The sequence below is a fragment of the Enhydrobacter aerosaccus genome, assembly GCF_900167455.1.
GTDB classification, from domain to species: Bacteria; Pseudomonadota; Alphaproteobacteria; order Reyranellales; family Reyranellaceae; genus Reyranella; species Reyranella aerosaccus.
This window is the reverse complement of sequence record NZ_FUWJ01000007.1, coordinates 200,873-227,122: the sequence shown is the minus strand read 5'-3', so window position 1 is coordinate 227,122 and position 26,250 is coordinate 200,873. Positions and strand designations below refer to the sequence as shown.

Annotated in this window: 23 protein-coding genes and 2 pseudogenes; 11 read left to right on the top strand and 14 right to left on the bottom strand. The window is 64.5% G+C overall.

Going from position 1 to position 26,250, the window contains the following annotated elements; genetic code table 11:
• Nucleotides 1-661 precede the first annotated feature (661 nt).
• Together B5D62_RS22695 and B5D62_RS22690 are read right to left on the bottom strand one after the other, a co-directional pair.
• Nucleotides 662-982, bottom strand: a complete 321-nt coding sequence (locus B5D62_RS22695; protein ID WP_085931990.1) for a DUF736 domain-containing protein — start codon at nucleotides 980-982, stop codon at nucleotides 662-664.
• 1 nt (nucleotide 983) lies between these two features.
• Nucleotides 984-1,214: a hypothetical protein gene (locus B5D62_RS22690; protein WP_085936215.1), complete on the bottom strand. Its 231-nt coding sequence runs from the start codon at nucleotides 1,212-1,214 to the stop codon at nucleotides 984-986.
• A gap of 133 nt (nucleotides 1,215-1,347) precedes the next feature.
• Between B5D62_RS22690 and B5D62_RS22685 the strand changes: the two are divergent.
• Both B5D62_RS22685 and B5D62_RS33015 read left to right on the top strand, forming a co-directional pair.
• A pseudogene (locus B5D62_RS22685) lies at nucleotides 1,348-1,571 on the top strand (DUF736 family protein); the annotation flags it as partial.
• Between the two features lie 66 nt (nucleotides 1,572-1,637).
• A pseudogene (locus tag B5D62_RS33015) lies at nucleotides 1,638-1,727 on the top strand (DUF3363 domain-containing protein); the annotation flags it as partial.
• Nucleotides 1,728-1,823: 96 nt separating this feature from the next.
• Here the strand turns inward: B5D62_RS33015 and B5D62_RS22680 are convergent.
• The 10 genes from B5D62_RS22680 to B5D62_RS22635 form a co-directional block, all read right to left on the bottom strand.
• Nucleotides 1,824-3,245 (bottom strand): argonaute/piwi family protein, encoded by a 1,422-nt coding sequence (locus tag B5D62_RS22680; protein WP_085936214.1) that lies wholly within the window; start codon nucleotides 3,243-3,245, stop codon nucleotides 1,824-1,826.
• A 2-nt stretch (nucleotides 3,246-3,247) separates the two neighbouring features.
• Complete coding sequence (locus tag B5D62_RS22675; protein WP_218191228.1) at nucleotides 3,248-4,846, bottom strand: SIR2 family protein; 1,599 nt, start codon at nucleotides 4,844-4,846, stop codon at nucleotides 3,248-3,250.
• 483 nt (nucleotides 4,847-5,329) lie between these two features.
• Nucleotides 5,330-6,259: a DUF2493 domain-containing protein gene (locus tag B5D62_RS22670; RefSeq protein WP_085936266.1), complete on the bottom strand. Its 930-nt coding sequence runs from the start codon at nucleotides 6,257-6,259 to the stop codon at nucleotides 5,330-5,332.
• A 301-nt stretch (nucleotides 6,260-6,560) separates the two neighbouring features.
• A complete protein-coding gene (locus tag B5D62_RS22665) occupies nucleotides 6,561-7,610 on the bottom strand; it encodes a DUF7146 domain-containing protein (RefSeq protein WP_085936212.1) in 1,050 nt (349 codons plus the stop codon).
• A 10-nt stretch (nucleotides 7,611-7,620) separates the two neighbouring features.
• On the bottom strand, nucleotides 7,621-11,961 hold the full coding sequence (locus B5D62_RS22660) for a strawberry notch family protein (protein WP_085936211.1): 4,341 nt from the start codon (nucleotides 11,959-11,961) through the stop codon (nucleotides 7,621-7,623).
• Between the two features lie 188 nt (nucleotides 11,962-12,149).
• Nucleotides 12,150-13,049, bottom strand: a complete 900-nt coding sequence (radC, locus tag B5D62_RS22655; RefSeq protein ID WP_231714902.1) for a RadC family protein — start codon at nucleotides 13,047-13,049, stop codon at nucleotides 12,150-12,152.
• 203 nt (nucleotides 13,050-13,252) lie between these two features.
• Nucleotides 13,253-15,370 carry a ParB/RepB/Spo0J family partition protein gene (locus tag B5D62_RS22650; RefSeq protein ID WP_085936264.1) on the bottom strand — a complete coding sequence of 706 codons (2,118 nt, stop codon included), beginning with the start codon at nucleotides 15,368-15,370 and terminating at the stop codon, nucleotides 13,253-13,255.
• 341 nt (nucleotides 15,371-15,711) lie between these two features.
• On the bottom strand, nucleotides 15,712-16,230 hold the full coding sequence (locus tag B5D62_RS22645) for an iron transporter (RefSeq protein ID WP_085936210.1): 519 nt from the start codon (nucleotides 16,228-16,230) through the stop codon (nucleotides 15,712-15,714).
• Nucleotides 16,231-16,245: 15 nt separating this feature from the next.
• A complete protein-coding gene (locus tag B5D62_RS22640) occupies nucleotides 16,246-17,088 on the bottom strand; it encodes an FTR1 family iron permease (protein WP_085936209.1) in 843 nt (280 codons plus the stop codon).
• Between the two features lie 3 nt (nucleotides 17,089-17,091).
• Nucleotides 17,092-17,397 carry a cupredoxin domain-containing protein gene (locus B5D62_RS22635; protein ID WP_231714901.1) on the bottom strand — a complete coding sequence of 102 codons (306 nt, stop codon included), beginning with the start codon at nucleotides 17,395-17,397 and terminating at the stop codon, nucleotides 17,092-17,094.
• Nucleotides 17,398-17,555: 158 nt separating this feature from the next.
• On the opposite strand from B5D62_RS22635, the gene B5D62_RS22630 reads away from it, so the two are divergent.
• The gene (locus tag B5D62_RS22630; RefSeq protein ID WP_085936208.1) at nucleotides 17,556-18,077 is read left to right on the top strand and encodes a hypothetical protein; all 522 of its coding nucleotides are present in this window, start codon (nucleotides 17,556-17,558) and stop codon (nucleotides 18,075-18,077) included.
• A 979-nt stretch (nucleotides 18,078-19,056) separates the two neighbouring features.
• Here B5D62_RS22630 and B5D62_RS34395 read toward each other — a convergent pair.
• Both B5D62_RS34395 and B5D62_RS34050 read right to left on the bottom strand, forming a co-directional pair.
• A complete protein-coding gene (locus tag B5D62_RS34395; RefSeq protein WP_419188808.1) occupies nucleotides 19,057-19,305 on the bottom strand; it encodes a phosphatase PAP2 family protein in 249 nt (82 codons plus the stop codon).
• 17 nt (nucleotides 19,306-19,322) lie between these two features.
• Nucleotides 19,323-19,514 carry a hypothetical protein gene (locus B5D62_RS34050; RefSeq protein ID WP_231714900.1) on the bottom strand — a complete coding sequence of 64 codons (192 nt, stop codon included), beginning with the start codon at nucleotides 19,512-19,514 and terminating at the stop codon, nucleotides 19,323-19,325.
• 203 nt (nucleotides 19,515-19,717) lie between these two features.
• Here B5D62_RS34050 and B5D62_RS22620 point away from each other — a divergent pair, with 203 nt between their 5' ends.
• From B5D62_RS22620 to B5D62_RS22585, 8 genes are read left to right on the top strand one after another with little or no spacing between them, the layout of a single operon-like run.
• The gene (locus B5D62_RS22620) at nucleotides 19,718-20,284 is read left to right on the top strand and encodes a PepSY domain-containing protein (RefSeq protein ID WP_170921077.1); all 567 of its coding nucleotides are present in this window, start codon (nucleotides 19,718-19,720) and stop codon (nucleotides 20,282-20,284) included.
• Nucleotides 20,285-20,295: 11 nt separating this feature from the next.
• A complete protein-coding gene (locus tag B5D62_RS22615) occupies nucleotides 20,296-21,258 on the top strand; it encodes an ABC transporter ATP-binding protein (protein ID WP_218191227.1) in 963 nt (320 codons plus the stop codon).
• A complete protein-coding gene (locus B5D62_RS22610) occupies nucleotides 21,255-22,007 on the top strand; it encodes an ABC transporter permease (protein ID WP_085936205.1) in 753 nt (250 codons plus the stop codon). The genes B5D62_RS22615 and B5D62_RS22610 overlap by 4 nt, the downstream gene beginning before the upstream one ends.
• A gap of 10 nt (nucleotides 22,008-22,017) precedes the next feature.
• Nucleotides 22,018-22,533 carry a hypothetical protein gene (locus tag B5D62_RS22605; protein WP_085936204.1) on the top strand — a complete coding sequence of 172 codons (516 nt, stop codon included), beginning with the start codon at nucleotides 22,018-22,020 and terminating at the stop codon, nucleotides 22,531-22,533.
• Nucleotides 22,534-22,574: 41 nt separating this feature from the next.
• Nucleotides 22,575-23,372: a COG4705 family protein gene (locus B5D62_RS22600; protein WP_085936203.1), complete on the top strand. Its 798-nt coding sequence runs from the start codon at nucleotides 22,575-22,577 to the stop codon at nucleotides 23,370-23,372.
• 47 nt (nucleotides 23,373-23,419) lie between these two features.
• Entirely contained in the window at nucleotides 23,420-24,178 is a 759-nt protein-coding gene (locus tag B5D62_RS22595; protein ID WP_085936202.1) for a COG4705 family protein, read from the top strand.
• Nucleotides 24,179-24,188: 10 nt separating this feature from the next.
• Nucleotides 24,189-24,866 carry a winged helix-turn-helix domain-containing protein gene (locus B5D62_RS22590; RefSeq protein WP_085936201.1) on the top strand — a complete coding sequence of 226 codons (678 nt, stop codon included), beginning with the start codon at nucleotides 24,189-24,191 and terminating at the stop codon, nucleotides 24,864-24,866.
• Between the two features lie 46 nt (nucleotides 24,867-24,912).
• On the top strand, nucleotides 24,913-26,217 hold the full coding sequence (locus tag B5D62_RS22585) for a sensor histidine kinase (RefSeq protein WP_218191221.1): 1,305 nt from the start codon (nucleotides 24,913-24,915) through the stop codon (nucleotides 26,215-26,217).
• Nucleotides 26,218-26,250 lie beyond the last annotated feature (33 nt).

Sequence of the window (26,250 nt, the reverse complement as noted above, 5' to 3'; positions counted from 1 at the left end):
CGGATCGATGGTGCCCCCGGTCGGACTCGAACCAACACTTCCGTGAGGAAACCTGATTTTGAGGTGGACGACGCCATTTCAGCAAAGTGTTGGATTTCCTGGGGTTTTTCCGTTCTCGGGTTGCATGTTACCGGCCGCGTTGCGGCCCATTTTAGGCCACTTGTTGCATGTCCACATGAGACCGATCACCTGGTCGCACGAGCGGAGCTTCTTGCGACGAAGCCTCGTCGCTCGCGGGGAAATTGGGATCCACCTTCACGACCGCATATGCTGAGCAGCAGATGGCGCTTGCTGCGATGGAGCCGATTTTGGCTAAGGATATACTGCATTCGATTTTGTGAGGCGGGGCATGCTTGCTCTCGTGGCGCGCAAGGGCTCGTCACGGCAAGGCGAAGCGGCCTTCCCTCACCTTCAACCGAAGGCCGGCTTCGTGATGCCGCCAAACCTCCCTATGCTGCCGAATAGAGGCCCGGTCCGTCGCAGCCGGACGCGCGCAATTCTGTGCTGCTATTCACGACTTCAATTTGCATGTGCTGTGGCGCAACGAGTTGCCCGACCGTAGAGCGACTTTGTCCACGCGTCAGACTCTTGCTGCGTGTGGCCGCGAACATGCGAAAGGCCCCACCCGGGTTCGCCCGGGCGAGGCCCTTCGGAGCTGGACCTACTCGCCACTCGGGCGGCGGCGCGACCAGATCAGGGAGTAGCCCTCGCCGGACTCGTCGTCGAACAGGTTGGCGAAGATCGGGCTGGCGAAGCTTGGATCGTCGAGCTTCACCGAGAGGTAGTCGCGGCCCTCGTTCGAGCGCTTGGGCCAGGCCGCGCCGATCTCGGCTCGCCGGACATAGACGCGATGGCTGGGCGCCTTGTCGCTGGACCTGTTGGCCTCCGGGACAATGCGGACACCCTTGGTCTGAACGCTCAGCGTGACGATCTCGCCCTGGTACTCGTCGTTGACCTTCTTGAAGGAACCGATGTTGGCCATGTCACTTCTCCTTGCTGTTCGGGCCCGCGACCATCGCGGCCTCGATGGCGATCTGCAGGCCGGAGACGATCGCCGACGCACCCGCTTGCGGGCCGGAGCGCAGCGGAGGATGCCCTCGGAGAGACTTTCTTGCCTCGCGAGGAATGGGCGAAGCCCAGGGGAAGAAAGTCGAGGCGATGGCGTTGCGGCTCAGGCGATCGAGGCGCAGCCGGTCTGCGGCCAGATTCGCCACAAAGAGGCCAAGTGCGTCGCGTGCTGAACGGCATACGGAGGAGAGATGTGGCCAATCTCGGTCATGCTTCACAAGAGGCGGGGCAGCGACGGGTGATGAGAAGGATAGCTGAGCGTAGATAAAGGCCGGTCGTCCAAAAGCCAGTCAGTCGAGCGACAAGGCGCCCAGCCATCGCGTCTATGTCCGGCGGGCCGAGGTCGGCGCCACCTGGCCCAAGCGGTCCAACGAAGGCAGCGACCACCGGTCGAGCTCGACGATCCAAGTTTCGCCAGCCCGATCTTCGCCAACCAATTCGACGGCGAGTCCAGCGAGGGCTACTCATCTGGTCGCGCAGCCCGCCGCCCGAGGGGAAAGTAGGTCCGGCGCCCGAAGGCTTCCCGTCGAGAGAACCGAAGGTCGCTGCAAAGACCAGTGGAAGATAACCGCCGGCGCGTCATCCTGGGATCCGGCCGCTTCGCGATGATCGACGATGGGCTCGGCTTTCAACTCGTTCCGTGGCGGCCGGCGCTGGAGTAGCAGCTCGGCAAGCGGGTAAGCGGTGTGATGTTGGCCGGCGGGGGCATCGCGGGTTGGGCCTGTAGCCATCCATACGCGCGTGCTCGGCTCGCGCTACATGAAGAAGCGGAACTGATAGGGCGCGCTGCCCAAGCCCGTCATGCGCTTCACCACCCGCGCCAGCACCTTGGCGTAGCTCATCGTCACGGGCAGCGGATCGTAGAGCGCATCGTTGTTCCAGTTCATTTTTGCCAGACCCAATGCGGCGCGGCACGTGTCGTCCCAGGAGCCATGGCCCGCGTGCCGCACCAGGCGCAGGGGTCGTGGCGTGCTGCGCCCGCCTTGGAAATACGAGTTGCGGTCCCCGATGCCCCGTACGTCGCCATGCGTCCACAACAGTGCTTCGCGCGCGCCGATGCCGATCACGGTGCCGCGCGAAACCGGAAAAGCAGTGGGCTTTCCCTTCGCGTCGCCAGCGCGCCCGTCGATCCTTACACCGCGCCAGCCCACGTCCTCGACGACCTGGAGGAGATCGACCGTTTCGCAGAGATGAAGCGCTTCCATGGCGCCGTCCATTTCCTCCGGCTTGAACTCCGTCGTCTTGTGAACCATCACCCGCCGCGGTGAGCGGCCCGCGTGGCGGCGCCGATAGAGATCCATCGAGCGCGTCATCACGCGGAACATCTCCGTTCTCGAGAGGAAGGGATTATCCCGCTGCACTTCGACCTCATGCGCATCGTAGGCGACGAACTCGAGCCCAGCACCTTCGGCATCGAAGACCTGGCTGCAGCAGGTGACAAAGCGTGGGCGATCGGACTGGACCAGACGCACCGCATACGAGATCCCGATATGGGCCGTCTCGGGATCGGCATCCGCGAGCTTCCAGGGAATGCCGCCGGCCTTGACGTAGAGCGCGAGCCCGATTCGCCACATCACGCTGGCCTGGTCGGGATAGGCGAGTGCCTTGTCCTCCCGCAACAATTGGACCGGCAGGCGCCGCGCGGCGGTTGCGGCCTTCAGGTGATCGTGGAGATCGAAATCGTCCGAACTGCCGCCAGTGAACCCGGCCGCCCAGCGCCGAGGGATGTAGACGAAGAGGACATCGAAGTCGGCGCGGCGTGCCTCCAGCGACTGGACGGCACGCAACAGGCGTGCGGCAAGCACGATATGAGGTGTCGCCGTTGCCGCAAGATCGGACTCGAGGTGCTGGTCAAGCTCGATATGACAGCCCCTAGCTGCGCCGCGCATGTGCAGCCCGAACACACGCTGGAAACCAGGCCATTCCGGCAGATAGTCGCGCCGCTCCGTCGGCTTCGACGCCGTGTTCAGTTCCCGCACGAAGCCGAAGAGACGCTCGCTCTCTCCGGCCGGCGAGATCGTCGCGACACGGATGGGGTCCGGCACCAGGCCCGACGAATACGGACCAAAGCGCAGAAGCCCCCGAAGCGGATGGATATCGCGGTCGGACGTGCGTTCGGGATGGAACGCGAGCCTCGGTTCGGGCAGCCAGATGTGGGGGGCGATCTCGCTCGTCATGCTCAGGCTCTCCGGGAGAACGCAGTATCCGGCGACAGACGGAAGACCGCATCGATGCCATTGCCGAGGCCAAGCGCCCGCAGCTCGTCATCCTGTGCGAGATAGCCCGACCAGAAGCCGAGGAGATCGTTAAGCGGTCGATTGTAGCGCTTGACCGTCCGCTCGCGCGCGAAGTCCGCGGCGAAGGCCTTGTTCGTGTCGTCGATCCCTTCGAACACGGTGCAGGGATCGAGGAGAATCCACAGTCGGTCGTCCGCCCAGTCGAGCCGGGTGCTGATGCCCTCCCGCCAACGCAATTCGGGATGATTGGGCACCACGCCCGACAATGGACCGACCAGTCGACGAAGGTCCGACCAGGCGTCCGCTTCACCATCTGAGGGCGCTAGCAGGTCGGCGCTGCGCCGATGGACCGAATTCACCGCGCGTGTGCGGACGATCGCGCGTGTCAATGCCTCGCGCAGCAAGCCGCGTTCGGCGGATTCATATCGCAGCCGCTTGATTTCGATGGTGTGGAGGTCCAAGTCCGTAATGCCGTGGCCATCGAAGACCTTGCGGACGTCGCCGTCAGAACCAAAGGCCAGGACGCCCGCCTTTGTTCGGGCGGCGAGGATGGCGACCTCAGCCTGTTCGATCGCGGCGCGGACGTCGGCATAACCGCCGATCTCGCAGACGATACGCCGGCAGACAGTCGGTGCCTGGGTGATCGGCAGCGCATTCAGGCGCACCACAGGCCAGCCCTTGCGGCCGACCGGACGCGGCGCCGGACTCCAGCGCCGGCGCTCGGCCGCGAACGAGTCGAGTTCCGTCGTATCCAGGCTATCCATCAGCCGGATGATATCGCGTAGAGCTTCGTCGAAATTCTCGATCCGGACCAGCACCGCCTGGATGCCATTGGCCGCAGCGCGGGCGAGTAACGCGCGCACGCGCGGCAGCGGTAGGTCGTCTCCGCGATGGAGCCAGAAAAGACCCGCGGGGAATGCCCCGGATCTGCTCGCTGCCTCGTCCAGCGTGTCCATGATGGAACGGTCGCGGCCGCTATAGCCCGCAACCACCAGCCCGAACCGCGCGCACGCATCGACCAGCAACTGGCGAAGCTGGGAATCCTGCTGCCGCAGCTCATCGTTGGTATTCTTCAGACGGCGCGAACGGAAATCGCCGTGGAGCTTCACTTCGACCGGCCAGCGGCCTTCATCGATCACTTGCTGCGCGAGGTCGGGGGCATCGAGGGCGACGCTCGTCAGCGTCCCCGTGGTCCCGAAGATCTTCGCGCACGAATCGGCCACCAGCGGATCGAAGTTCGTGGTCCACACGAGGCGCGCGCCCTGCCCGCGCATGAGCGCCGCCAGCGCCAGATGCCCATAGGAAGGTTTTGCGCCACTCAGCTTGGCGTCGAGGAAAGCGCGCCGGTCCGATTCGGCCGGATAGACAGCCTCGAACAAGCCTGCATATTCCTCGGGTGAGCCGGCCGCCGGCAAGGCTCCGGCGGCGTCGGTGTGAGCCTGCAGTTGGGCACGGATCGCGGGGTTGGAGAGGTCGGCCACGGTCTGCAACGCAACTCGCCGCTGGCTCACAAACAGCAATTGCTTGAATTCCCAGATCATGTCCCAGGCAGTGGGAATGCCGGCCGAGGCTGACGCGCCGGCACCGAGCAGCCACATGAGATTGCCCGCCCGTAACGCGAAGCGGCGGGTGAAGTCATCTATGCCAAGCTCCGGCGGGTCGTTCCCCGTGGACATCAACGCAAGGTCCTGTTTCCGATTCCACCATAATACATGCACGGGACGAGACCCGTCAGAACCGACGCCATGTCGGCCGGTTACAGGCTGTCCTGGCTCCCGTGCTTGACAGCATGCCTGGACTGGCGAGGCTATCTGTCGTCAGGCCCGTAAGGCTCCGGTTCGTAATCGACGCCTCGAAATCATATCCTGGCCTGCCAGTGGATGCCGGTGCCTCACGCTTAAACCCGAGAGCCGTGAAGTCGAGGCCATCGACGAAGGCAACTGCGACCCCAGTTGATGGAGTCGGCGCGCCGCGGAGCAGAGCCCCACCCAAAGGTGAGGCTCCCGGCGGTTTCCACTAGCCTGTCACGCGCCAGCCTCGGCGAATTGCCACACGGGAATGCCGAGCTTCCTGGCCTTGTCAGCCAGGTTGGCCTGGATGCCGCTGCCGGCGAACACCATGACGCCGATCGGCAGCACCTCGAGCATGGCGTCGTTGCGCTTGAAGGGTGCCGCCTTGGCGTGCCTGTGCCAGTCCGGCTTGAAGGCGATCTGCGGCACCTTGCGATGGTCGGCCCAGCGGGCGGCGATGAGCTCGGCGCCCTTCGGCGAGCCGCCGTGCAGCAGCACCATGTCGGGATGCTTGGCGTGGACCTGATCGAGCTTGGCCCAGATCAGGCGATGGTCGTTGAAGTCGAGCCCGCCGCTGAGCGCGATCTTGGGGCCCTTGGGCAACAAGACTTCGGTGTCCGCGCGACGCCGGGCGGCGAGGAAGTCGCGGCTGTCGATCATCGCGGCGGTGAGCGTGCTGCGGCTGACCATCGAGCCGGTGTGCGGCCGCCAGGCTGAGCCGGTGTGGCGCTCGAACTGCTCGGCGGCCTGGTCGCGGAAGAGCTCCATGGCGTTGCGCCGCTCGATCAGCGTGATGCCCTGGGCGGTCAGCCGTTCGAGCTCGACCGAGCGCACCTCCGAGCCGTTCTGCTCGCGCTGGCTCTTGTGTTGCGCCCGCTCGTTGTCGTCGAGCCCGCGTTCGATGCGATCGGCGGCGCGGTGGAAGAGGTTGACGGTGGACCACAGCAGGTCCTCGAGGTCGGGCTCGAGGCGGGTGTCGCTCAGGGTCGCGACCAGGGCGTCGAAGATGTCGGCGACGGCACCGGCGATGGCTTTGCCCTCGGGCAGGGGCCGCGGGTCGGGCTCATCGTCGAAGGGACGCCAGCCGTGGAGCTGCAGCTCGCTGAGGACGTGCTCGGTCGGGGAGGCGGTGTCGGCGGGTTCGAGATCGTCGTTGGTGGTCATGATGAGGTCCTTTGCCGGATCGGCCGCGCCCATCGCGGCCTTCGTGGGCGCAGACAGACGGCAGGCGGACCGGGCCTGCACCGCGGAGCGGCCGGAGCGTCAGCGGAGGACGGCAGAGCGCGGCTATTTTGCTTCGCGATGCAAAGGCGCGTCAGCGCCGGCGGAAAATAGCCGCGCGCCGCCGTTGCAGGAGCCGGACCGCCTGCCGTCCGATCGCCCTCTAGAAGGCCGGCCGCGGCCTGTCCTTGCGGCCCCGGACCTCATCGTTGCCGACCGCGACGATTGCGGCCTTGCCCGCTCGTCACCCCATCCCGGCCATCTTCGAATCGCAGAAATGCTGGGCGTCCTGCGGCGCGAGTTGATGCCGCAATACTGCCCGCAGTTCGTCAACGCCGAAGGCGCGCAAGTCGTCGTTGAAGTCGCCGAACTTGGGCGAGAGCGAGATCGCCTCGATCCCCGCCTCCTGGGCGCGGGTGCTGAGCGTCACCGTCGCGCGGTCGCCGGCTGCATCGGCGTCGCGCGCGATATAGAGCCGGCGCAGCGTCGATGGGAGAAGCAGGGCGGCGAGGTGATTGGCCGAGAGTGCCGCGGCTGCGGGCATGGTCGGCAGGGCAAATCGCATCGACAGCATGGTCTCGATGCCCTCGCCGGCTGCGAGCACGTCGTCGGCTGTGCCGAAGCGCACGGCATTGCCCAAGAGCTCGCCCATTGCGCGACGCGGCGTGTCGATCGGGGCCTTGCCGCGGCCGGAGCGGTCGAGCCAGGTGCGATGCACGCCAGTGATGCGGCCGTCGAAATCCGTGATGCACGCGATCATGGCCGGCCAAGCCTCAATCGGGGCGTGCTCGTCGGGGCGATAGTAGCAGCGCGGATGGAAACGCAGGGCTCCGCCGTCATGCACGGTGACGATGCCTCGCGCGTGCAGGTATGCCTCCGCGAGCGTGCCCGCGATCGGCCGTGACATCGCATACAGACGTCGGGCAGATTCAGGCGAGCCACGGGGTGCTGGCTTCGTGCCTGGGGACACGAGTCGGCGTTCGGACTTGGGCAGGCCGAGGAACCGTCGTGCCTCCTCGGCGACATCGCGGAAATCGACGAGACCGCAGCTCTCGCGGATGACGTCGAGCAGATCGCCATATTCGGCCGACGCTGCATCTGTCCAGTGCCCGGCGGCGCCGGGACCGGATTCTGGCCCGCTGAGCCTGACGAACATCGACCGGCCCGGCATGTTGTGCACATCGCCGACCAACCAGTAGCGGCCCTGGCGACGGCCGTTGGAGAGATAGTGGCGGCACACGGCCTCGGCGTCGCGCGCGAGGCGGCGCGCCAGATCGGCGGCGAATAGGGCCATGACCGCCTCCTCACGCTGCCACACGCTCGGCGATCCGCCGCATCGGATGCCGCTCGAGCAAGGCCTCGAGGATCGCGGGCCCGTTCGCGCCGGTCGGCACGAACAGCCGGAGCTTCCAGGCAATGATCTCCGACATCAGTCCCATCGCCTTCAGGCGGTCGAGCATGCCCTCGCTGAAGCCTGACAGCTCGACCCGACGGCCATTCATGATGGTCGCGCGGCGTAGTTCCAGACCATCGTCGAGCGTCAGCACCGCGCCGCGCTCGAAGAGAGCGGTCCACGCCTCTTCGGCCGAAAGCTGCGGCGTCTCGCCGACGGCGTCGGCCACCCAGGCCGCGGAGACCTGCCGGCCGATGACGCGCTGGCCGTCATCGGTCTCGAGGCGCCAGACGCGACAGCCCTCCTCCGGCAGGCGCTGCCAGATCGGCAGGAGCAAGCCGGTCACCACATAGAGGTGGCTCTCGGCGAACGCCGGCAGCTCGGCGACCTCGGCCTGCCACGCTGCAGCGAAGGCGGCCTTGTCAGCCTCCTCCCAGGCTGACATCGCGAGCGAGTCGGCGGCGAGAGCCGGGCGCTCCATCGGTCGCACGAGGCGCACCCGCCGCTCGATGGCACCGTCGTCGAGCATCACACTCGGCGCGGAGACCTGGACGGCAGCGCGGTGGGACTTCGCATTGACCAGCAGGCGGCCACGTTCGCGGGCCAGGTCGAGGGCCTCGTTGAGCGCGAGCGGCCGGTTGCGATCGCGGCGCAGGATGGTGAGCACCTCAGTCTCGGCGCCCGTCCCGGCGTGGCTGTAGATCGTGCGCCGGTCGATAATGCGGAGCGAGTCGGCCACGACCGTCTCGACGCCACGGTCATAAGTGCCGGAAGCGATGGCGCCCTCGATCTTGGCGCGCAGCAACGCCTCGAAAACCTCGAAGAGGATGTTCTGCAGCTCGATGGTGAGCGCCAGCAGCCGGTTGAGGAACTGCGCGATCGAGGGCAGTTCCTCGCGCAGCGAGCCGTCGCGATCGGTGAGCGACAACCCGGTCGCCGCCTCGAAGCGCTGCAAGGAGCAGCCCTCGATCTTGCCGGCATAGAGCAGCGTGTAGAGCTGGCGCAGAGCGGCGCGGGCGTAGGGGCTCTCGAGATTGTCCTCGGGCCGGAACAGGCCCTGCCCGCCGGTCTGCCGCTGGCCGCGTGTGATGGCGCCCAGCGTATCGAGGCGGCGCGCGATGGTGCTGAGGAACCGCTTCTCGGCGGCAACGTCTGACGCGATCGGCCGGAACAGCGGTGGCTGCGCCTGGGCCGTTCGGTTGGTCCGGCCGAGCCCTTGGATCGCGGCATCGGCCTTCCAGCCGGCCTCCAGCAGATAGTGGACCCGAAGTCGCTGATTGCGAGCCGAAACATCGGAATGGTAGCTGCGCCCCGTCCCGCCGGCTTCGCTGAACACCAGGATGCGCTTCTTGTCGTCCTGGAACGCGGCAGCTTCGGCGAGATTGGCGGACGGCGCGCGCGTTTCCACGGCGAGCCGATCGCCCTTGCGCACGATGCGGCGGGTCCGGCCCGTCACTTCGGCCACCTGATCGATGCCGAAGCGCTGCACAATCTGGTCCAGCGCGCCGGGCACCGGCGGGAGGGCCGCGAGCTTCTCGATCAATCGGTCGCGCCGCTCAATCGCCTCACGGCACTGCACCGGCTGGCCGTCGCGAAACACCGGCCGCGACAGGAGCTTGCCCTCGTCGTCGGTGTACTCCTCGAAGAGCTGGGTCGGGAACGAATGGGCGAGATAGTCGAGCACGTACTCGCGCGGGGTAATGTCGACCGCGATGTCGTTCCATTCGGACGTTGGGATCTCGGCCAGCCGGCGCTCCATCAGAGCTTCGCCGGTGGATACGATCTGGATGACGGCCGCGTGACCCTGGGCGAGGTCGCGCTCGATCGACTGCACGAGGGTCGGGATCTTCATGCTCGTCAGCAGATGGCCGAAGAAGCGCTGCTTGGCGGCTTCGAAGGCCGAGCGCGCCGCCGACTTGGCCTGCGCGTTCAGCGTGCGGGACCCGCCCTCGCCGGTACCCGTGATGTTGGCCGCCTCGAGGGCGGCATTGAGGTTGTTGTGGATGATCTCGAAGGCGCCGGCATAGGCGTCGTAGACCCTCCGCTGCTCGTCGCTCAGCGCGTGCTCCAGGAGCTCATACGCGATGCCGGCATAGGAGAGGGACCGCGCGGTGTAGAGGCCAAGGCTCTTGAGGTCGCGCGCCAGGACCTCCATCGCCGCCACCCCGCCCGCCTCGATCGCCTCGACGAACTCCGCACGGGTGGCGAACGGGAAGTCGTCGCCGCCCCACAGGCCGAGCCGCTGGGCATAGGCGAGGTTGCGCACCGTGGTGGCGCCGGTCGCCGAGACGTAGAGCACGCGGGCGTCGGGCAGCGCATGCTGCAAGCGCAGGCCGGCGCGGCCCTGCTGGGACGGCGCCTGCTCGCCGCGTTCGCCACCCCTACCGTCCCTTGGGCCGCCCGCGGCGTTCGCCATGGCGTGCGCCTCGTCGAACACGATCATGCCGTCGAAGCCCAGGCCCAGCCACTCAAGGATCTGGTCCAGCCGCGAGAGCTTGCCGTCGCGTTCGGCGGAGCGCAGCGTGGCATAGGTCAGAAATAGGACCCCCTCGTGCAGCTGGATCGGCATGCCCGGCCGGAAGCGTGACAGGGGCTGGACGAGCAGGCGCTCCTGGCCGAGCGCCGACCAGTCGCGCCGCGCGTCCTCGATCAGGGCGTCGGACTTGGAGATCCAGAGCGCACGGCGGCGGCCGCGCAGCCAGTGGTCGAGGATGATGGCAGCGACCTGGCGGCCCTTGCCGCAGCCGGTGCCGTCGCCGAGGAAGAAGCCGCGGCGGAAGCGGACCGCATGCTCGGCCTCCTCGGGCGCGGCCGAGAGCGTGTCGAAGGTTTCATCCACGGTCCAGGCGCCGGCGAGCAGGCCCGAATGGGCCTCGCCGGCATAGACCACGGTCTCGAGCTGGGCGTCGGAAAGCACGCCCTTGGCGGCCAGGCCGGACGCAAGCCGCGGTCGATGGGACGGCTTCGGCGGCGCGACCGATGCCATGGCGGCCGACTGCACAAGCGGCGTCGGATGCGGCTCAGCGCCGGTAATCCGGATCGATTGCAGTGCATAGGGTTCATAGAGCGACTCGGTGAGCCGGCCGGTCTCGGCCGGCCGCCAATCGGTGGTCTGATAGGTCACCTCCGCGAACTTGGTGTCGGCGACAGCCAACGAGACCGAGCGCGGGGCAACCGCGCGGGCGCTGCGCGGCGACACAATGCGGGACGCAGGCAGCGGCGTGACAACGCCGTCGACAGGCAGTCGGGCCGGCACCGATACGAGCGCCCAGGCCAGCAGGGTCGCTGCATCCTTCGCCACGCCGGGCGAATCAGGGAAGCCCTTCGAATCGTCGGCCGGCCGCTTGTCGATGACGAGGAGACGCGTCGGCGTGGTCGTGCCGTGCCGCGCGTACACAGCGCCATCGACTACCGCCGTGAACACGAGGCGGGCCCGTTCCTGCAGGCGCACGAAGGCGTCGCGCCAGGCGGGATGGTCAGGGGACAGATTGGCGCCGGTGATGGCGACCAGGCGTCCGCCATCACAGAGCCGCGCCAGTGCCGAGCGGAGGTGCCTGAGTGCCGCATCGGCGACGCGGCCGTCGACGTGCGCGCCGGCCGAGAATGGCGGGTTCATCAGCACGACGCTCGGCTGCACGCCGGCATCGAGATGGTCGTGAATATGCGCCGCGTCGAAGCGGGTGACAGAGATTGCCGGAAAGAGAAGATCGAGGAGGCCAGCGCGCGTGTCGGCGAGCTCGTTCAGGGCCAGCCCGGCGCCTGCCAGCTCGGCAAAAATGGCGAGCAGACCGGTGCCGGCCGAAGGTTCCAAGACATGGTCGGCTGGTGTGATGGCAGCAGCCGCGCTCGCCGCAAGGCCAAGCGCAATCGGCGTGGAGAATTGCTGCAGGGATTGGCTTTCCTGCGACCGGCGGGTGTGGCTGGGCAGGAGGGCGGCGATCTTGTCCAGCATCGCCAGCAGCACCGCCGGCGATGCCGCGCGCGCTCGCATGCCCGGGCCGAAGCGACGCAGGAAGAGGACCGTAGCCACCTCGCAGGCGTCATAGGCGGCCTTCCAGTCCCAAAGGCCTTCGGCATCGGAGCCGCCGAAGGCGTGCTCCATCGCTGCCCGCAGGGCCGCAGCATCAATGCGCCGGCCACGAGCAAGATCATGCAGGAGATGCGCGGAGGCGCCGAGAAGCTGGGCAGCAGTGTTGGGCGCAGGCGTGCTCGAAGCGGCAGCCGGGCTGGCTGCGATAACGGGGGTCGTCATGGAGGAGACCTCGGGAGAGCAGGAACAGGGCGAGCCGATGGGCGCTCTCTCTTCGACCCGAGCGGCTCACTCCCGTCCCGGCAGGCCTCTCCCTCTCATCACGTCGCGATCACCGCCCCTAAACAAGAAGTGCCGGCCACAAAGCTGCGCCGTAGCGGCCGGGCCGCTCGAAGCGGCACGCGCCTACATCAAAGCAATCCAAGAGACTTGAACGACGCGTGCTTGCCGTGACCGATCACGACATGGTCGTGCAGTTCAATCTCCAGAGCGTCCGCTGCTGCCTTCAATTGACGCGTCGTCTCGATATCTTCCCGGGACGGCTTGGGATCGCCCGACGGATGATTGTGCACGACGATGAGAGCCGAGGCGTTGAGGATCAAGGCACGCTTCATCACCTCCCGCGGGTAAACAGGCGTGTGACTGACCGTGCCGCGCTGCTGCACCTCGTCGGCGATGACAGTGTTCTTGCGATCAAGAAATAGAATTCGAAATTGTTCGATCTGCTGATACGCCATTGCCGTCTGCAAGTAGGCGAGCAGCGCCTGCCAATTACTGAGGACGGGACGGCTGCGCACTTCGGCTCTGGCCATGCGGCACGCGATTTCGTGGACAAGGCGCAAGAGGGCAATATCGCGACCGCTTAGACCGAATGCGCGAAGCTGTGACGCTTCAGCCGAGATCACATGCCCAATGCTGGGAAAGTGCCGCAAGAGGGCAGATGCGTACGCCGTACCTTGCGACGAAGCCAACAATCCCGCGAGCAGGTTCTGGTCTGGGATCTCTTCCGTCGGCAGGGCAACAGCGCTGCCGTCCTGGAAACAACTTTGGCCACCGCGGACGCGCGCCTTCGCTGGTGTGGATTCTGTCGTGGATGAAGGGGCGCGCCCGCCTTCCGTATCGCTGTGACGATAAGCGTCTTCCATGACGGCGCGCAGTACGCCGGCGTCGATGCGCCGGCCGCGTTGGCGATGGCGACCGGGACGAGGATGCTGCGCGGCCTCGGCGACGCACTTGGCGGGATCGAGCGCAGGGGCGACTCGAACGGATGCGGCCGCGCAAGCGGCCGCTGTGGTGACGACAGCAGTCATGGGGAAGACCTCGGGAGAGCCGGGAACGGACAAACCGGTCGGCGCTCTCTCTCGACCTGAACCGGCTCACTCCCTTCCCGGCAGGCCTCTCCCTCTCGTGGCGGCAGTCACTGCCGTCAAACAAAGGCGCCCGGCACACGGCCGGGCGCCAAGGCGTGGTCGATGAAGAACCAGGGATGGGGGATGCCGTCCTGGCGTGATCGTTATTCAGCTGCTTGCTGAGGTCGCTCCTCTGACGTATCGGCCGTGGCGTCGTCGCCAGTCAGGAACTCCGGCAACGCCTCGCCCCGTGCGGATGGCTCGTCGGCCTCCGGTGCGGCGGTGGCGACTCGCAGCGGCTCAGGCAGCCACCCGGAGCCATCGAGCAACCGCTCGGCCTCCTTCGCCATGTCGCCTTTCTTGAGATGATCGATGAGCTGAGCCGCCTGCTCGCCCCTCGCCTCGCGCACCGCTTCGAGGATGCGGGGTTTGGTCACGCGGCCGAGGTAGTTCTCGACGGTCGGTTGCCAGCCAGCGGCGACCATGTCGAGGCCGACGGCCGCAGCCAATCGGTCAGCTTGCACTAGGCGACAGCGCAAGCCGTGCTCGCTGGGACCCGCACCATAGCGGCCCGGCCGTTCGTAGAGAGCATTGACGCCGAACGACACGCAATGGGCCAGGAGTTGAGCTCGCCGACCGTCGTCGAGCGCCGCAAGCCAGTCCCAAAGGACGACCTCCTCTGTCGGCAGCTCCGCCTTCCACGCTTCGTGCCGCTCCGCCACAGCCTTCGCCGCCTCGGCGTCCCCGAGGTCGGAGGCCTGGACGGCGAAGAAGACATGGCCGACCGAGGCCTCGAGACAGGCGGGAGACGTGCTGTGCTGGAAGGCATCCAGACACAGCTTGTGCAGGAGCGCCGTCAGGGCGACGTGCGGATCGTTGGCAACGGCGTTGCGCAGCGCGAGCGTGCGGTGCGCCGTCAGCTCCATCAAGAGGCGCTCCGGCAACGGTCGGATGGCTTCGTCATCCTCGGCTTCGACGTCCGACTGGTATCCAAAGGTGATGACCGTGCCCTGATCGACCGTCGTGCACGGCGATTGGGCAGATGACGCGCCGGAGTCTGCATGTTCCGTTTCCTGCCCGTCGGCGTCCCTTCGATACTCGTCCTCGGGCCGAACGTAGCCGCGGTCGAGCGAAAGTCGGCCCTCACTGTCGATACTGATGAAGGCACCGGCTCGGGCGATCTCGAGGGGATCGTAGGTCACTGGCCGATCGTCGAAGGCGGCCAGCTCCGTCTCGATCTCGCCCAGCCGCTGGTCTACTTCGTCCGGCAATTCGTCGGCGTTTTGGTATTCGGCCTCGAGCCGGGCGTACTCGGCATTCAGGGCGTCGATGGTGGCCTGCTCGTCGGCCGAGAGGTCGGCTTGCACGCCCTTGAGCTTGCGCAGGCGGTGCGTGTGGTCGTAGGGGAAGTCGACGGCGACCTCGATCCACTTCCAGCCCTCGTCCGCGATGGCGTGGGCGTCGGCCTTCAGCTTCTCGGCGACCAAGCCGTCGAGCAGGCCCAAGTCCTCCAGCCAGCCGCCGTGGTCCTGCTCGAACAGGTCGCGGACAACGACGCCGCCCGCCGCCTCGTAGGCGTCGACGCCGACGAAGCGCACGCGTTTGTCGGAGGCCCGTACTGCACGCTCCGTCAGCATGCGGCGGATCTGGTAGGGATCCTGGTTGTACGAGTCCTGCACCGCCTCCCATACCTGTTCCTGCCGTGTCTGGTCGCTGGTCACGGCGAAGGCCATGAGCTGCTCGAGCGACAGGCCGTCTTCGGCGTAGAGGTCGAGCAGCTTTGGCGAAACGGAGGCCAGCCGCAGGCGCTGCCTCACGACGTTGACGGTAACGAAGAAAGCGGCGGCAATGTCCTCCTCTGAACGGCCCTTCTCGCGCAAGGCTTGGAAGGCGCGGAACTGATCAAGCGGATGCAGTGGAACGCGCTGGACGTTCTCGGCGAGCGAATCGTCCTCGGCGAGGATGTCGGTAGCGGCGTCACGAACGATGCAAGGAACGGGCGCTGTCTTAGCGAGACGCTTCTGTTCGACGAGACGTGCCAGCGCCTTGAAACGACGCCCGCCCGCCGGCACCTCGAACGTGCCGGTCTCCTTTCCCTGGGAGTCGAGTACCGGCCGGACGTTGAGGCTTTGTAGGAGCCCGCGTCGGGCGATGTCCTCGGCCAACTCCTCGATCGAGAGACCGGTCTTCACACGCCGGACGTTCGACTGGCTGAGAAGGAGCTTGTTGAAGGGAATGTCGCGCGAGGCGCTGAGCGTGATCTTCTGTACAGTCTTGGCCATGTCGGTCACTCCGTAACGGACGGCCGAGAAACCCTCTCTCGACCTCCAAATCCGTCATGGAACTCGGCGCGGCCCTCTCACTCTCGCTGACCAGGCCTGCATGCCAACGACAAGGGTTCTTGGTCCGTCGTGCGACGTAGCGAAGGCGAAGGCAACGCGAAGGGCTCGCGGCAGATTGATCCGACCGGTTGGCCGACATCGCCCTTTTAGAACCTGCGACTCAGCATGGGGATTGGTTTGCCGACTGCAAGTCTTATGTCGTTACGGCGCTGTGATCTTGGGCGCCGTCGTGCTCAGCATGAAGATCGAACGCATATGCTCGGCGCATTGAAGTGCGCCGACTACTTTTGCGGGTAGGCGAAGGTGAATATCTCGGTAAACGGTTTCCACCAGGCCGGCACGCCGGTTTCCTTGTCGACGTGCCTCAGGAACCCGTTCGCCTCGGGCGGCGTGAACCGATACGTGACCATGTAGGTTCCCGGTCCGTCCATCCGCACATTGTCGGCATAGTGCGGACCGTCCTTGGCGATCATCGGTTTGAGCATGCCGGACGCCTTCCAGGAGGTCCCTTCCTTCTCGAGCACGTACTCTATCGTGAGGTAACCGACCCAGGCGCCATCGGGATAGCCATTGCCGTTGTCGGCCGTGGCGTGAACGTCGGCTTCCAGGTGGATGACGTCAGGTCCATGCACCATGCCGGCCGTCATCGGCGCCATCTCGATACCCACGAGATAGTTGGCGACGATTTCCATGTCGAATTTCTGCACCGGACCGCCGACATAATACTCCCGCGCCCACCCAAGATTTGCCCAGGACGCGACAGCAGTGGCGACAGCCGCGATCAGAGCCAAGCGTCGCATTCGATGTCTCCAGTCTCATTCGGCAACGGGGGATACGTTCGGCGTGTTTCGGGCCGACGAAGCATTGACGAGTCGCGCACCGATCACAAGCGCGCCCAAGGTGGCGAGATAGGCGACAAGCTGGATGCCCATGGGTCGGTCCGAGTAGCCGACCAAAGCCCGCATTGCCCGTCCGACGATGCTGCTTTCATCGAGCAGCCATGACGTATCCCAGATCTCGAAGCCCCAGCTGGGGACGATGTCGGCCTTCGCCAGCAGGGCCACGGATTGGCTTGCCATGCCCGCGGCAAGCAGCGCGATCAGCCAACTCGTTACCTGAAACAACCGGCCGATTGGTATAGCCAGCAGCCCGCGATACAGCAGCCAGGACACCGCGCCGCCGCCCGCAATGCCCAGCGCGCCGCCAAGCAGCAACATCGGCCAGCCACCGCCGCCCGAGGCGGCGATGCCGTAGAGGAACAGCACGATCTCCGCTCCCTCGCGCAGGACGGCTGCGGTAACCACGAAGGCCACGGCAAACAGCGGCCGATTGCCGGCAGAGACCTCAACACCGACGGCCTTGATCTGTTGCGCCATCTCGCGGCCATGACTGGCCATCCAGATGTTGTGCCAACCGAGCATCACCACCGCCGCGGCCAAGATGCTGGCATTGAAGATTTCCTGACCGTTGCCGCCGAAGGCGTCGGACAAGGTGCCCGCGAAGACGGCAAGTACGGTTGCGCCCAATACTCCTGCAGCGATGCCTCCGGCGATCCAAACAGCGCGTCCGGCAACGCCCTGGGTCGCCGCCAGCACGATGCCGACGATCAATCCCGCTTCCAGGACCTCGCGAAAAACGATGAGCAGCGAAGCAAGCATCTCCTACTGCCCCGTCGGTATGGCGGTCAGTGTGCCGTTTGCCGTGTCCGGGTGGTAGTCGTCGAAAAACTTGTAGGTCCCCGGCTTCAGCGGCCCGACCAGCACCGTGATCCGGCCGCCCGGCGCGATGATCTTCTCCACACGAAGATCATGGCTTTCGAATTCGGCCGGCGTTGCATCCTCGTTTCTGACCTCGAGCCGCACCTTCGTGCCTGCCGGTGCCGTCACCGCATTCGGCGCGAAGCGATTGCCCTTGAGGACCAGCACGATGGGGTCGGCGGCCAGCGCCGGCAGCGTCGCCAACCCCATGAAAAAACAGGCAAATCCGACTGATCGACGAGCTTGCATGAGCATTGGTGACGATCGCCTGCGATGCTGGTAACTATCAACTTGATAATGATAACCGCTCGCAATAACAAGCCCCGCATGATCCCGCCGTTTGCTCCTCCAAGTCGAGCCCGTTCGCCATGACCACCGCTCCGCACGCGCTGGAGGTATTGCGCATCCCGACCAGCGTGCTCGTCGCTTTCGACTGGCGCCCGTTTCACTTCGTCCTGCAGCCCGTTCACCACCTCGTCCGCATGGCGCACATCGTCACGGTGTCGGGCTTTTATGGCGCCATTGGGCTGCTCGATCTCCGATTGATGGGTTGGAACGACGCCCTCCCGCTGCGAGCGCTTGCTGAGCGCACGCTTCCGATCCTTCGTGGCCTTTTCGTTGCCGCGGTCATCACGGGGGTGGGTCTTTTCCTGTACGAACCCGTCAAAGTTGGCAGCCACGCCTATTTCACGCCGAAGCTCATTCTGATCGTGCTCGGTATGGCCAATGCCGGGCTGTTCCATCTTGGCAACTTCAAATCGGCTCTCGCGGCAGAGACGATTGGGCGTCATGCCCGACTGGCCGGCGGCGCGTCGCTCCTGTTCTGGACGATGGTGATCGTCTTCGCCTGCCTCAATACCGAAGCCGCCCCCAAAATGCTCCTGCGATAACGACGTACTGAAGAAACGAGGCCTCCGGCGTGCGATTGGAGGGTTGGACAACCAAGACGGGCGCGCCGTTGTGGCCTTCTGGCGCCACGGGCGGTACGGTTTGAGCGCATCAGCCTCGCATGGGCAGACGACAAACGGGGGTCCCGGGTGGAGGAGAGACGGTCCGACATGGAGTAGAATAGTTTGTGTGTCGGTACTCAACACTGAGATTGATGCATGATTGCGTCATCTGTCCTCGCGCGGCCGAAGGTCTTCCAACTTGAGGCGCCCGCTCGCCGGGTCAACGAGATGTACGCGTCCACATGCGAGGCAGGTTTGCAAAACGAACTCCTTGCCTTTTGCTTCTTCGTCACCGATCGATCCTTGAACATTCAACTTAGTTACGGGGCAGCGAAAGATGAAATTGCGCATGCATAAGTGTCAGAAGCGCCTCCAAAGTCTGCATTGATTTGGATCAAAGCACTACCTGGGATGCGAACCTCTCCGAGCGCTCCCAAACGGAGGAAAAAGCATCAAGGGTCCGATGATTCATCGCACTCCTTGATATCACTCCTCGCGAACAATCCCGAGGATTGTCACCGAGGGCAGCGGGCTGTGAATCGTTCGCGAAAATCTTCAAACCTTCTCCCCGTCGCTGACGCGAGATCGACAATTTCGTAGCAGTCGACGCGAGCTGGAGCTCCTAAGTGTCCGGCCTTCCCGGATTGACAACAATCTTGAGTACGTCGGTCTTCAGATACAGCGCTAGCGAGCGACAGTGTGGGCAACGCGCGACAAACCGGTCAGGCAATTCGTCCGCTGATTCGTCAGCGGCCGAGGCAAGGCTAATTTGCCTGTCGCATAGCCGGCAACGTACGAAAGACGCGTCGTTTCTGGCAGGCATGGCCGGCTCTCGTTGCGGTAGTTGAAGGCACGCCGGCAGGTCACACAAGTCCACATACTCGTAAGAACCGCCGCGCGTTTTCATATTTACTACTCTTCATGGCCTGGCTCGGACCTCGCGAATAACGAGCAGGACCAATGCGACCGTACCAATAGCGATCAGGATGCTTCCCAGAATGTCGACCGGGTGATGTAGACCGACATACACGCGGGCGGCACCGACCAGCAGGGCGATAAACCACAGCAAGAGGCTCAGGCGCCCATTCCAACAACTCGCGAGGGCAGCGAGCGCCGATAGCAATAGGGTGTGATCCGAGGGAAAGCCATTGTCCGGCGTGTGTGCGATTAAAGGCGTGAAGTGGTCTACGACGAAGGGCCGAGGGTCGATATAGAGATGGCGATCACACCGATTCCGTACGTGAGAGCCAGCGAGGGAAAGGCTAGCAGCGCCATCCTCTTTCTTGTATCCCACGGCTGCCGCAGGAAATACCAACCAAGGACAATGATCGGTCCGATAAACAGGTATTGGGCAACGAAGACGGCGATCAGATCCATTTAGGACTTGGTTCTCTGGCTGCTGCGTCCGTGAGGGCCTCTGCGACATTAGGCTCGAATCGCCCAAGAGTAACCTTACGAATCGGTAAGGTCCGGGCAATGGCGACCCAAGGCTCAGTCTCCAAGTATCTGTCCAACCGTCAGCAACCTTGCTGGCCAACGTAAGGAACTGGAGACAAGCAATGTATCGTTCAAAATTGACCATGGCCGCGATGGCCACTGTCATTGCCCTTGGGGCCGCCGGTACCGCTTTTGCTGAAACCGGCGAGCACGAAGACAACAAGGAAGTTGGCGTGGTGCTCGGCGCCAAGACCGCGCCAAGTCAGGCCATCGCCACCGCGGAGCAGAAGACGGGCGGGCGGGCTGTGCGCATCGATGTCGAGAAAGAGAACGGCGTCTATCTCTACGAGATCAAGACAATGACACCCGACAAGGTGGCAAACGTCTTTGTCGACCTCGTGTCCGGACAAGTGGTGCGGGTCGATAACGAGGGCCCGATCACCAAGCTCCTGGATCGCGACGACAAGGACGAGCTTGCCAGGCTGGCGGCGGCGCCCACGACACTCCCGGCAGCCATTGCCGCGGCCGAGCAGCATGTGGGCGGCAAGGCCATCGAAGCGAGCTTCGATGACGAAAACGGCACGATTCTCTACAAGGTCGCGGTCGCCAAAGACAGCATTGTGCACCACCTCACCGTCGATAGCACGACCGGCAAGATCACGAAGGCGGCCGTTGGAGAAGACGGCGAACACGGCGAACACGAGGACTGATCGTCGCTAGGGTGCCGGCCTACGCCGGCGCCCCTCGCTCTCAAATCGATTCGGATATTGCCATGCTGATAGAAATCGACGGGCTACGTTTGTCGATCGGCGGGGTTCCCATCCTGCACGACGTGCGACTGGCACTCGGTGAGGGGGAGATCTACGGGCTGTTGGGCCCGAACGGGGCCGGCAAGAGCACGACGATCGCGGCGGCATTGGGTCTCCTCAAACCCGACGGCGGACGGGTTCGCGTCTTCGGCAAGGACCCCTGGATGGCTGGTCCCGAGATCTACGGCGGGATCGGTGTCGTTCCGGAACAGAACGGCTTCTACGACTGGATGACGGCTGAAGAGTATCTCGCCTTCTTTGCGCAGCTCCATCGGCGTGACGACGGGCCGAACAAGATGCGGGAGCAGATTGCCGCCGTCGGCCTGGAGCCACGGCCGGGACAGGCGATCGGTACCTATTCCCGTGGCATGCGTCAGCGCCTGAGCCTCGCACGCGCGCTCGTCGCGGAGCCCAAGCTGCTCGTGCTCGATGAGCCCACGAACGGCCTCGATCCCCGGGGACGTCGCGACATCCATGATCTTCTGATTGAGTTGGCTGGCCGGGGCGTCGGGATCCTTCTCTGTACACACCTGCTGGACGACGTAGACCGGCTCTGCCGGCGCGTCGGGATCATCGCCGAGGGCCGGACGGTGGCGGAAGGGGTCATCGCCGATCTGGTTCGCAGTGAGCGCCGGCTGGCCCGGTTCCGTCTCCGCCTGATCGGCCAACCGGCCACGATGCCGACCGAAATCCGACACGTGTCAGTGGTGGCCCATGAGGGCGAATGGTGGATCGTCGACCTCGATCCCGAAGTGACGCCGGATGCCGCTTGGCGCGAACTCCTGTTCCGTGGCTGGCCGATCGCCGAGATCCGCCGCGAGAGTGGGGGACTCGACGAGCTCTATCTCGCATTGACGGAACGGAGGGCGGCATGAGCGCGGCGCGCCTGATCGCCCGCAAGGAAGCCGGCGAATTGCTGCTCAGTCTACGCGGCCTCTCCTGGCTGATGGCTGTTGCGGTTGCGTTGTCCGTGTTCGGCCTGTTGCTCGTGAGCAACACCGAACTGAGCCTCTTGGACAATGCGCAGGTGGTTTACGACATGGTCGCCATCGTCACCGCGCTGGGCGGCCTTCTTGCCCTTGTCGTCGGCCTCGATGCCGTGGCCGGCGAGCGCGAACGGGGCAGCCTCGTCGCGCTTCTGCTGACGCCGGCATCGCGGGACGCGATCCTTTCAGGAAAGCTGGGAGGAATCGCGGTCGCCTGGGCCGTCATGTACGCCCTTGCCCTGCCGTATCTATGGGCGGTCGGTAGCACCGGACAGAATTTGCGGGAGGCCGTGACCATTCTCGCGGTATTGGGCTCGCCGGTGGTGCTGGGCTTCGGCTTCTTCGGCATGGCTCTTGGCGCCAGGCTCGCAACCGCGCGTACGGCCCTGCTCACCGGTCTGATCGGGCTCATGATCTCCGCCAGCCCCCTTCTGCTCGGTCCGAGCCTTCGCCAGTCCGCGATCGGGCGTGCGTTCGATGTCATCAACCCGATCTCGGCGGCGGTCAATGCCTACGACGGGGTGATCATCGACTCGCAGCCAGTTCTCGGCCAATGGCCCCATGCCCTCCTTGCGGCCGCCTGGCTGGTGCTCGCCTTGTGGCTGGCGCGCTCCGGCTTCCGTCGGGTCGCCCGTTGAGGAGCCGAACATGAAGCTTGTCGGCCTGCTGTTCGCCCTGGGCCTTGCTCTCGTGGCGAACCCTTCCTCGGCCGAGACTTTGTCTGTCGATCTTCGGCCGGCCGCTGCGAACGCGGCATCCCCGCAAATGGGTGACAGACTTTCGTTCCGTACGACGATCCGCAACGATGGCACGGCGGCCGTCCATGGGCTCATTGCCTGGATCAGTCTCGTCCAGCTCGACAAGGGCAAGGAGCAGCCCGTCGATTTGGAGGACTGGAGCGCCCACAAAGCCGTCACTGCTGCTTCGCTTGCTCCCGGCCAGATCCTCGAGACCGACTGGCCAATGCGGTTGATCCAGGCCGGCACATACCGCGTGGTGGTGAGTGCCGTCAGTCGCGGCAGCGCGGGGCTGGTTGTCAGCCCCTTTGCAGACTTCACGGTCCGGCAAAAGCCGGTCGTCGAGTCGCAGCGCGTTCTGCCCGTGGCCCTCGGATTGCCGCTCTTGATCGCTGTCGCGATGCTCTGGCGACGTCGTCGTCGGTAGTGGACGCCGAAACCACCGAAAGTTCTCAGGGAGATACTTTCATGACTTCACCAAGCTCCGATTGTCAGCAGGTCACTGTGCCCGCCGTCATCTACAACAGGGTGCCGAGAGTCACCGCCGACTTCTGGCTGATCAAGCTCATGGCCGTCACCGTAGGCGAGACCGCTGCCGACTTCCTGGCGGGCCATCTCGGCTTCGGCCTTCCGATGACTTCGTGGCTCATGAGCGGCTTCCTGGTTGTCTCCCTCGCGCTGCAGTTTGCACAGAGAAAGTACCTGCCTTCGGTTTATTGGCTGACCGTCGTCGTCATCAGCGTGGTCGGGACGCTGATCAGCGACAACTTGGTGGACAATCTAGGGGTCAGCCTGGAGACAACCACGACTGTGTTCGGCCTTGCTCTGGCTGCAACGTTCATCGTGTGGTTTGCGATCGAGCGGACGTTGTCGATCCATACCATCTATACGACACGGCGCGAGGCCTTCTACTGGCTCGCCATTCTCTTTACGTTCGCCCTCGGGACCGCGGCCGGCGACCTGCTCGCTGAAGGATTGGGGCTGGGCTATCTGCAGGCAGGGCTGATGTATGGCCTTGTCATCGGCGCCATCGCATTCGCCTACTACGTGCGAAAGGCCAACGGAATCCTGGCATTCTGGCTTGCCTACATCCTGACGCGCCCGATGGGAGCTTCCTTCGGGGACCTTCTGGCACAATCCCACGCCAATGGCGGCCTGGGTTTGGGAACCGTCGTCACGAGTTTCGCCTTTCTGGCGATTATCGCCGCAATCATCGTGTACATGACTGTGACGCACGAAGGCTTGGAGGGCGGGTCAGGGCAATAGATCATGCCTCGCCGAGACCGACACCTGCAGTTGAATGAGGGAATAGAATGAACAGCACCATTGAAAGGAGCTTGAGCAAGGTTCCGGAAGTCACCTTGACCTTCTGGATCGTCAAGATCGCCGCCACCACGCTGGGCGAGACTGGCGGCGACGCGGTGTCGATGTCCATGAACCTCGGCTATCTGGTCGGCACGGCAATCTTTGCCGCCTTGTTCGTTGCCGCCGTAGTGGCCCAGGTCTCTGCCCGGCGCTTTCGCCCCTTCCTCTACTGGATCACGATCATTGCGTCGACGACGGTCGGAACCACGATGGCGGACTTTGCCGACCGGTCCCTGGGCATCGGCTATGCCGGTGGAAGCTCGATTCTGTTTGCCCTTCTCATGGCGTCCCTGTTGATCTGGTACCGCACGCTTGGCTCCATATCGGTCAACACGGTGAGCTCTCCCAAAGCGGAAATGTTTTACTGGGTAACCATCATGTTTTCGCAGACCTTGGGCACGGCTCTTGGAGATTGGACAGCCGACACGGCCGGCCTGGGCTACACGGGCGGGGCTCTGGTCTTCAGCGCTCTGCTCGCGGTCGTCGTCGCTGCCTACTACAGGACCGGCATCTCCAGGACCATTCTATTCTGGATCGCGTTCATCTTGACAAGGCCGCTTGGCGCTGTGGTGGGGGATTTCCTCGACAAGCCTCACAGTATGGGCGGACTGGATCTCAGCCGGTTTGCGGCGTCCGACGTGCTGCTCATGTTCATTGTTGCCTGTATTCTCCTTTTCCCGCAGCGGGCAGCGGAAAGAGCCCACTGACGCCCGAGCAATGAAGATCCTGCTGATCGAGGACGATGCGAGAACTGCGCAGCACATCGTGAAGAGCCTGCGCCAGCACGGACATGTCGTCGACCAAGCTGCGAACGGCCGCGACGGTCTGCTGCTGGCGGCAGGCGAAGCCTATGACGTCATGATCGTGGACCGCATGTTGCCCGGCCTGGACGGACTGGCCATCGTCAAGACGATCCGCGGCGCGGGAGTAAGAACTCCGGTCCTGTTCCTGACCACCTTGGGCGGAATCGACGATCGAGTAGAGGGCCTGGAAGCCGGCGGCGACGACTACCTCGTCAAGCCATTTGCGTTCGCCGAGCTTCTCGCGCGCATCAACGCCCTGGCCCGCCGACCGCCAATTACCGCCAATGAGACGAAGCTTCGGGTCTCCGACCTCGAGATGGATGTGGTGAAAAGAATAGTGGCCCGCGCCGGTCGGCGGATCGAGCTGCAACCCCAGGAGTTCAAGTTGCTGGAGTATCTGATGCGCCACGCGGGCCGTGTCGTTACCCGGACCATGCTGTTGGAGAATGTGTGGGAGTTCCATTTCGACCCCCAAACCAGTGTCGTTGAAACGCATATCAGCCGGCTCCGCAGCAAGATCGATCGAGACTTCGACGTCGAGCTCATTCAGACTGTCCGCGGTGCCGGGTACTGTCTCCGTGCCCCCGCTTAGGATTCTTCGGACGATCGGGTTTAGGCTGGCCGCATTCTATGCGGCCTTGTTCGCCGTCTCGGTCATCGTCTTGTTCGGTATCATTTACTGGACGGCAGGCGATGCGTTGCGCCGTCAGTTGGCGGCAAACGTGCAAGGTGAGGTTGGAACGCTTGTCGATGACTACCGAACGGGCGGCGTTGCGCACACCGCCCGCACCATCGAAAAGCGACTTTCCTCGGGCCTGCATCCGGCCACGTACTATTTGCTGCTCGATTCGACGGGTCGAAAGGCAGCCGGGAATCTGCCGCCTGTGTCACGCGATGCAGGCTGGAAAGAGTTACCGCCGCAGCAACAGGAGGGCGAATTCGAAGGGGATAGCGGAGAGCATCGGTTGCTGGCCCTGGGAGCGTCGCTTCCGGATGGCGCTTTTGTCCTCGTGGCCGAAGACACTCATGGCATGGTCGAGGTCCAGGAGGCGATGCTGGAAGCGCTTGCCTGGGCCCTCGCGGCAACGATCTTGCTCGGTGCCGCCGGCGGGACCGTTCTCAGCCTCGGCTTTCTGCGTCGTGTCGACGCGATAAATCGAACGACTCGAGCCATCATCGGCGGGCGCTTGACGGATCGCGTGCCAACTCGTGGCACATCGGACGAGCTCGACGAGCTGGCACGCAATCTCAACGAGATGCTGGATCGCCTCCAGATGTTGATGGAGAGCCTGCGCCAGGTATCGAGCGACGTTGCGCATGACCTGCGAACGCCGCTCAGCCGCCTCCGCCAGCAGCTCGAAGCGGCACGCCTCGAAGCGCGCAGCATGGAGGACTACGAAACCGCCGTTGCAGACGCCATTATCGACGCCGACGAGATCCTCAAGATCTTTTCGGCGCTGCTGCGCATCGCCGAAATCGAAGGGGGCGCGAGAAGGGGCGCCTTTACGACAGTCGATCTCTCCAGCGTGTTCCAGTCCATAGCCGACACCTACGGGCCGGTCGCCGAGGAGCAGGGGCGGTCGCTGAGTGCCGCAATCGAGCCCGGCATCGAAACACGGGGAGATCGGGATCTGCTCATGCAAATGATGGCCAACCTTGTCGAAAATGCCATCCGGCATACGCCGGAGGGGACGAAGATCAGCATCGCCCTGCAAAGAGGCCCATCCGGCCCATTGGGGACTATTGCCGACAACGGCCCAGGCATTCCCGAAGAGGATCGGCAAAAGGTTTTCCGACGCTTCTTTCGGCTGGAACGAAGCCGATCGACCGGTGGTAGCGGACTTGGCCTTTCTCTGGTCGCCGCCGTCGCCGAGATGCACGGGATTGCAATCTCGCTCGCGGACAACGCCCCGGGCCTCAAAGTGGAATTGCGCTTTTCATAAAGTAGTGTGCACTTTTTTGTATGCCGACGGCGG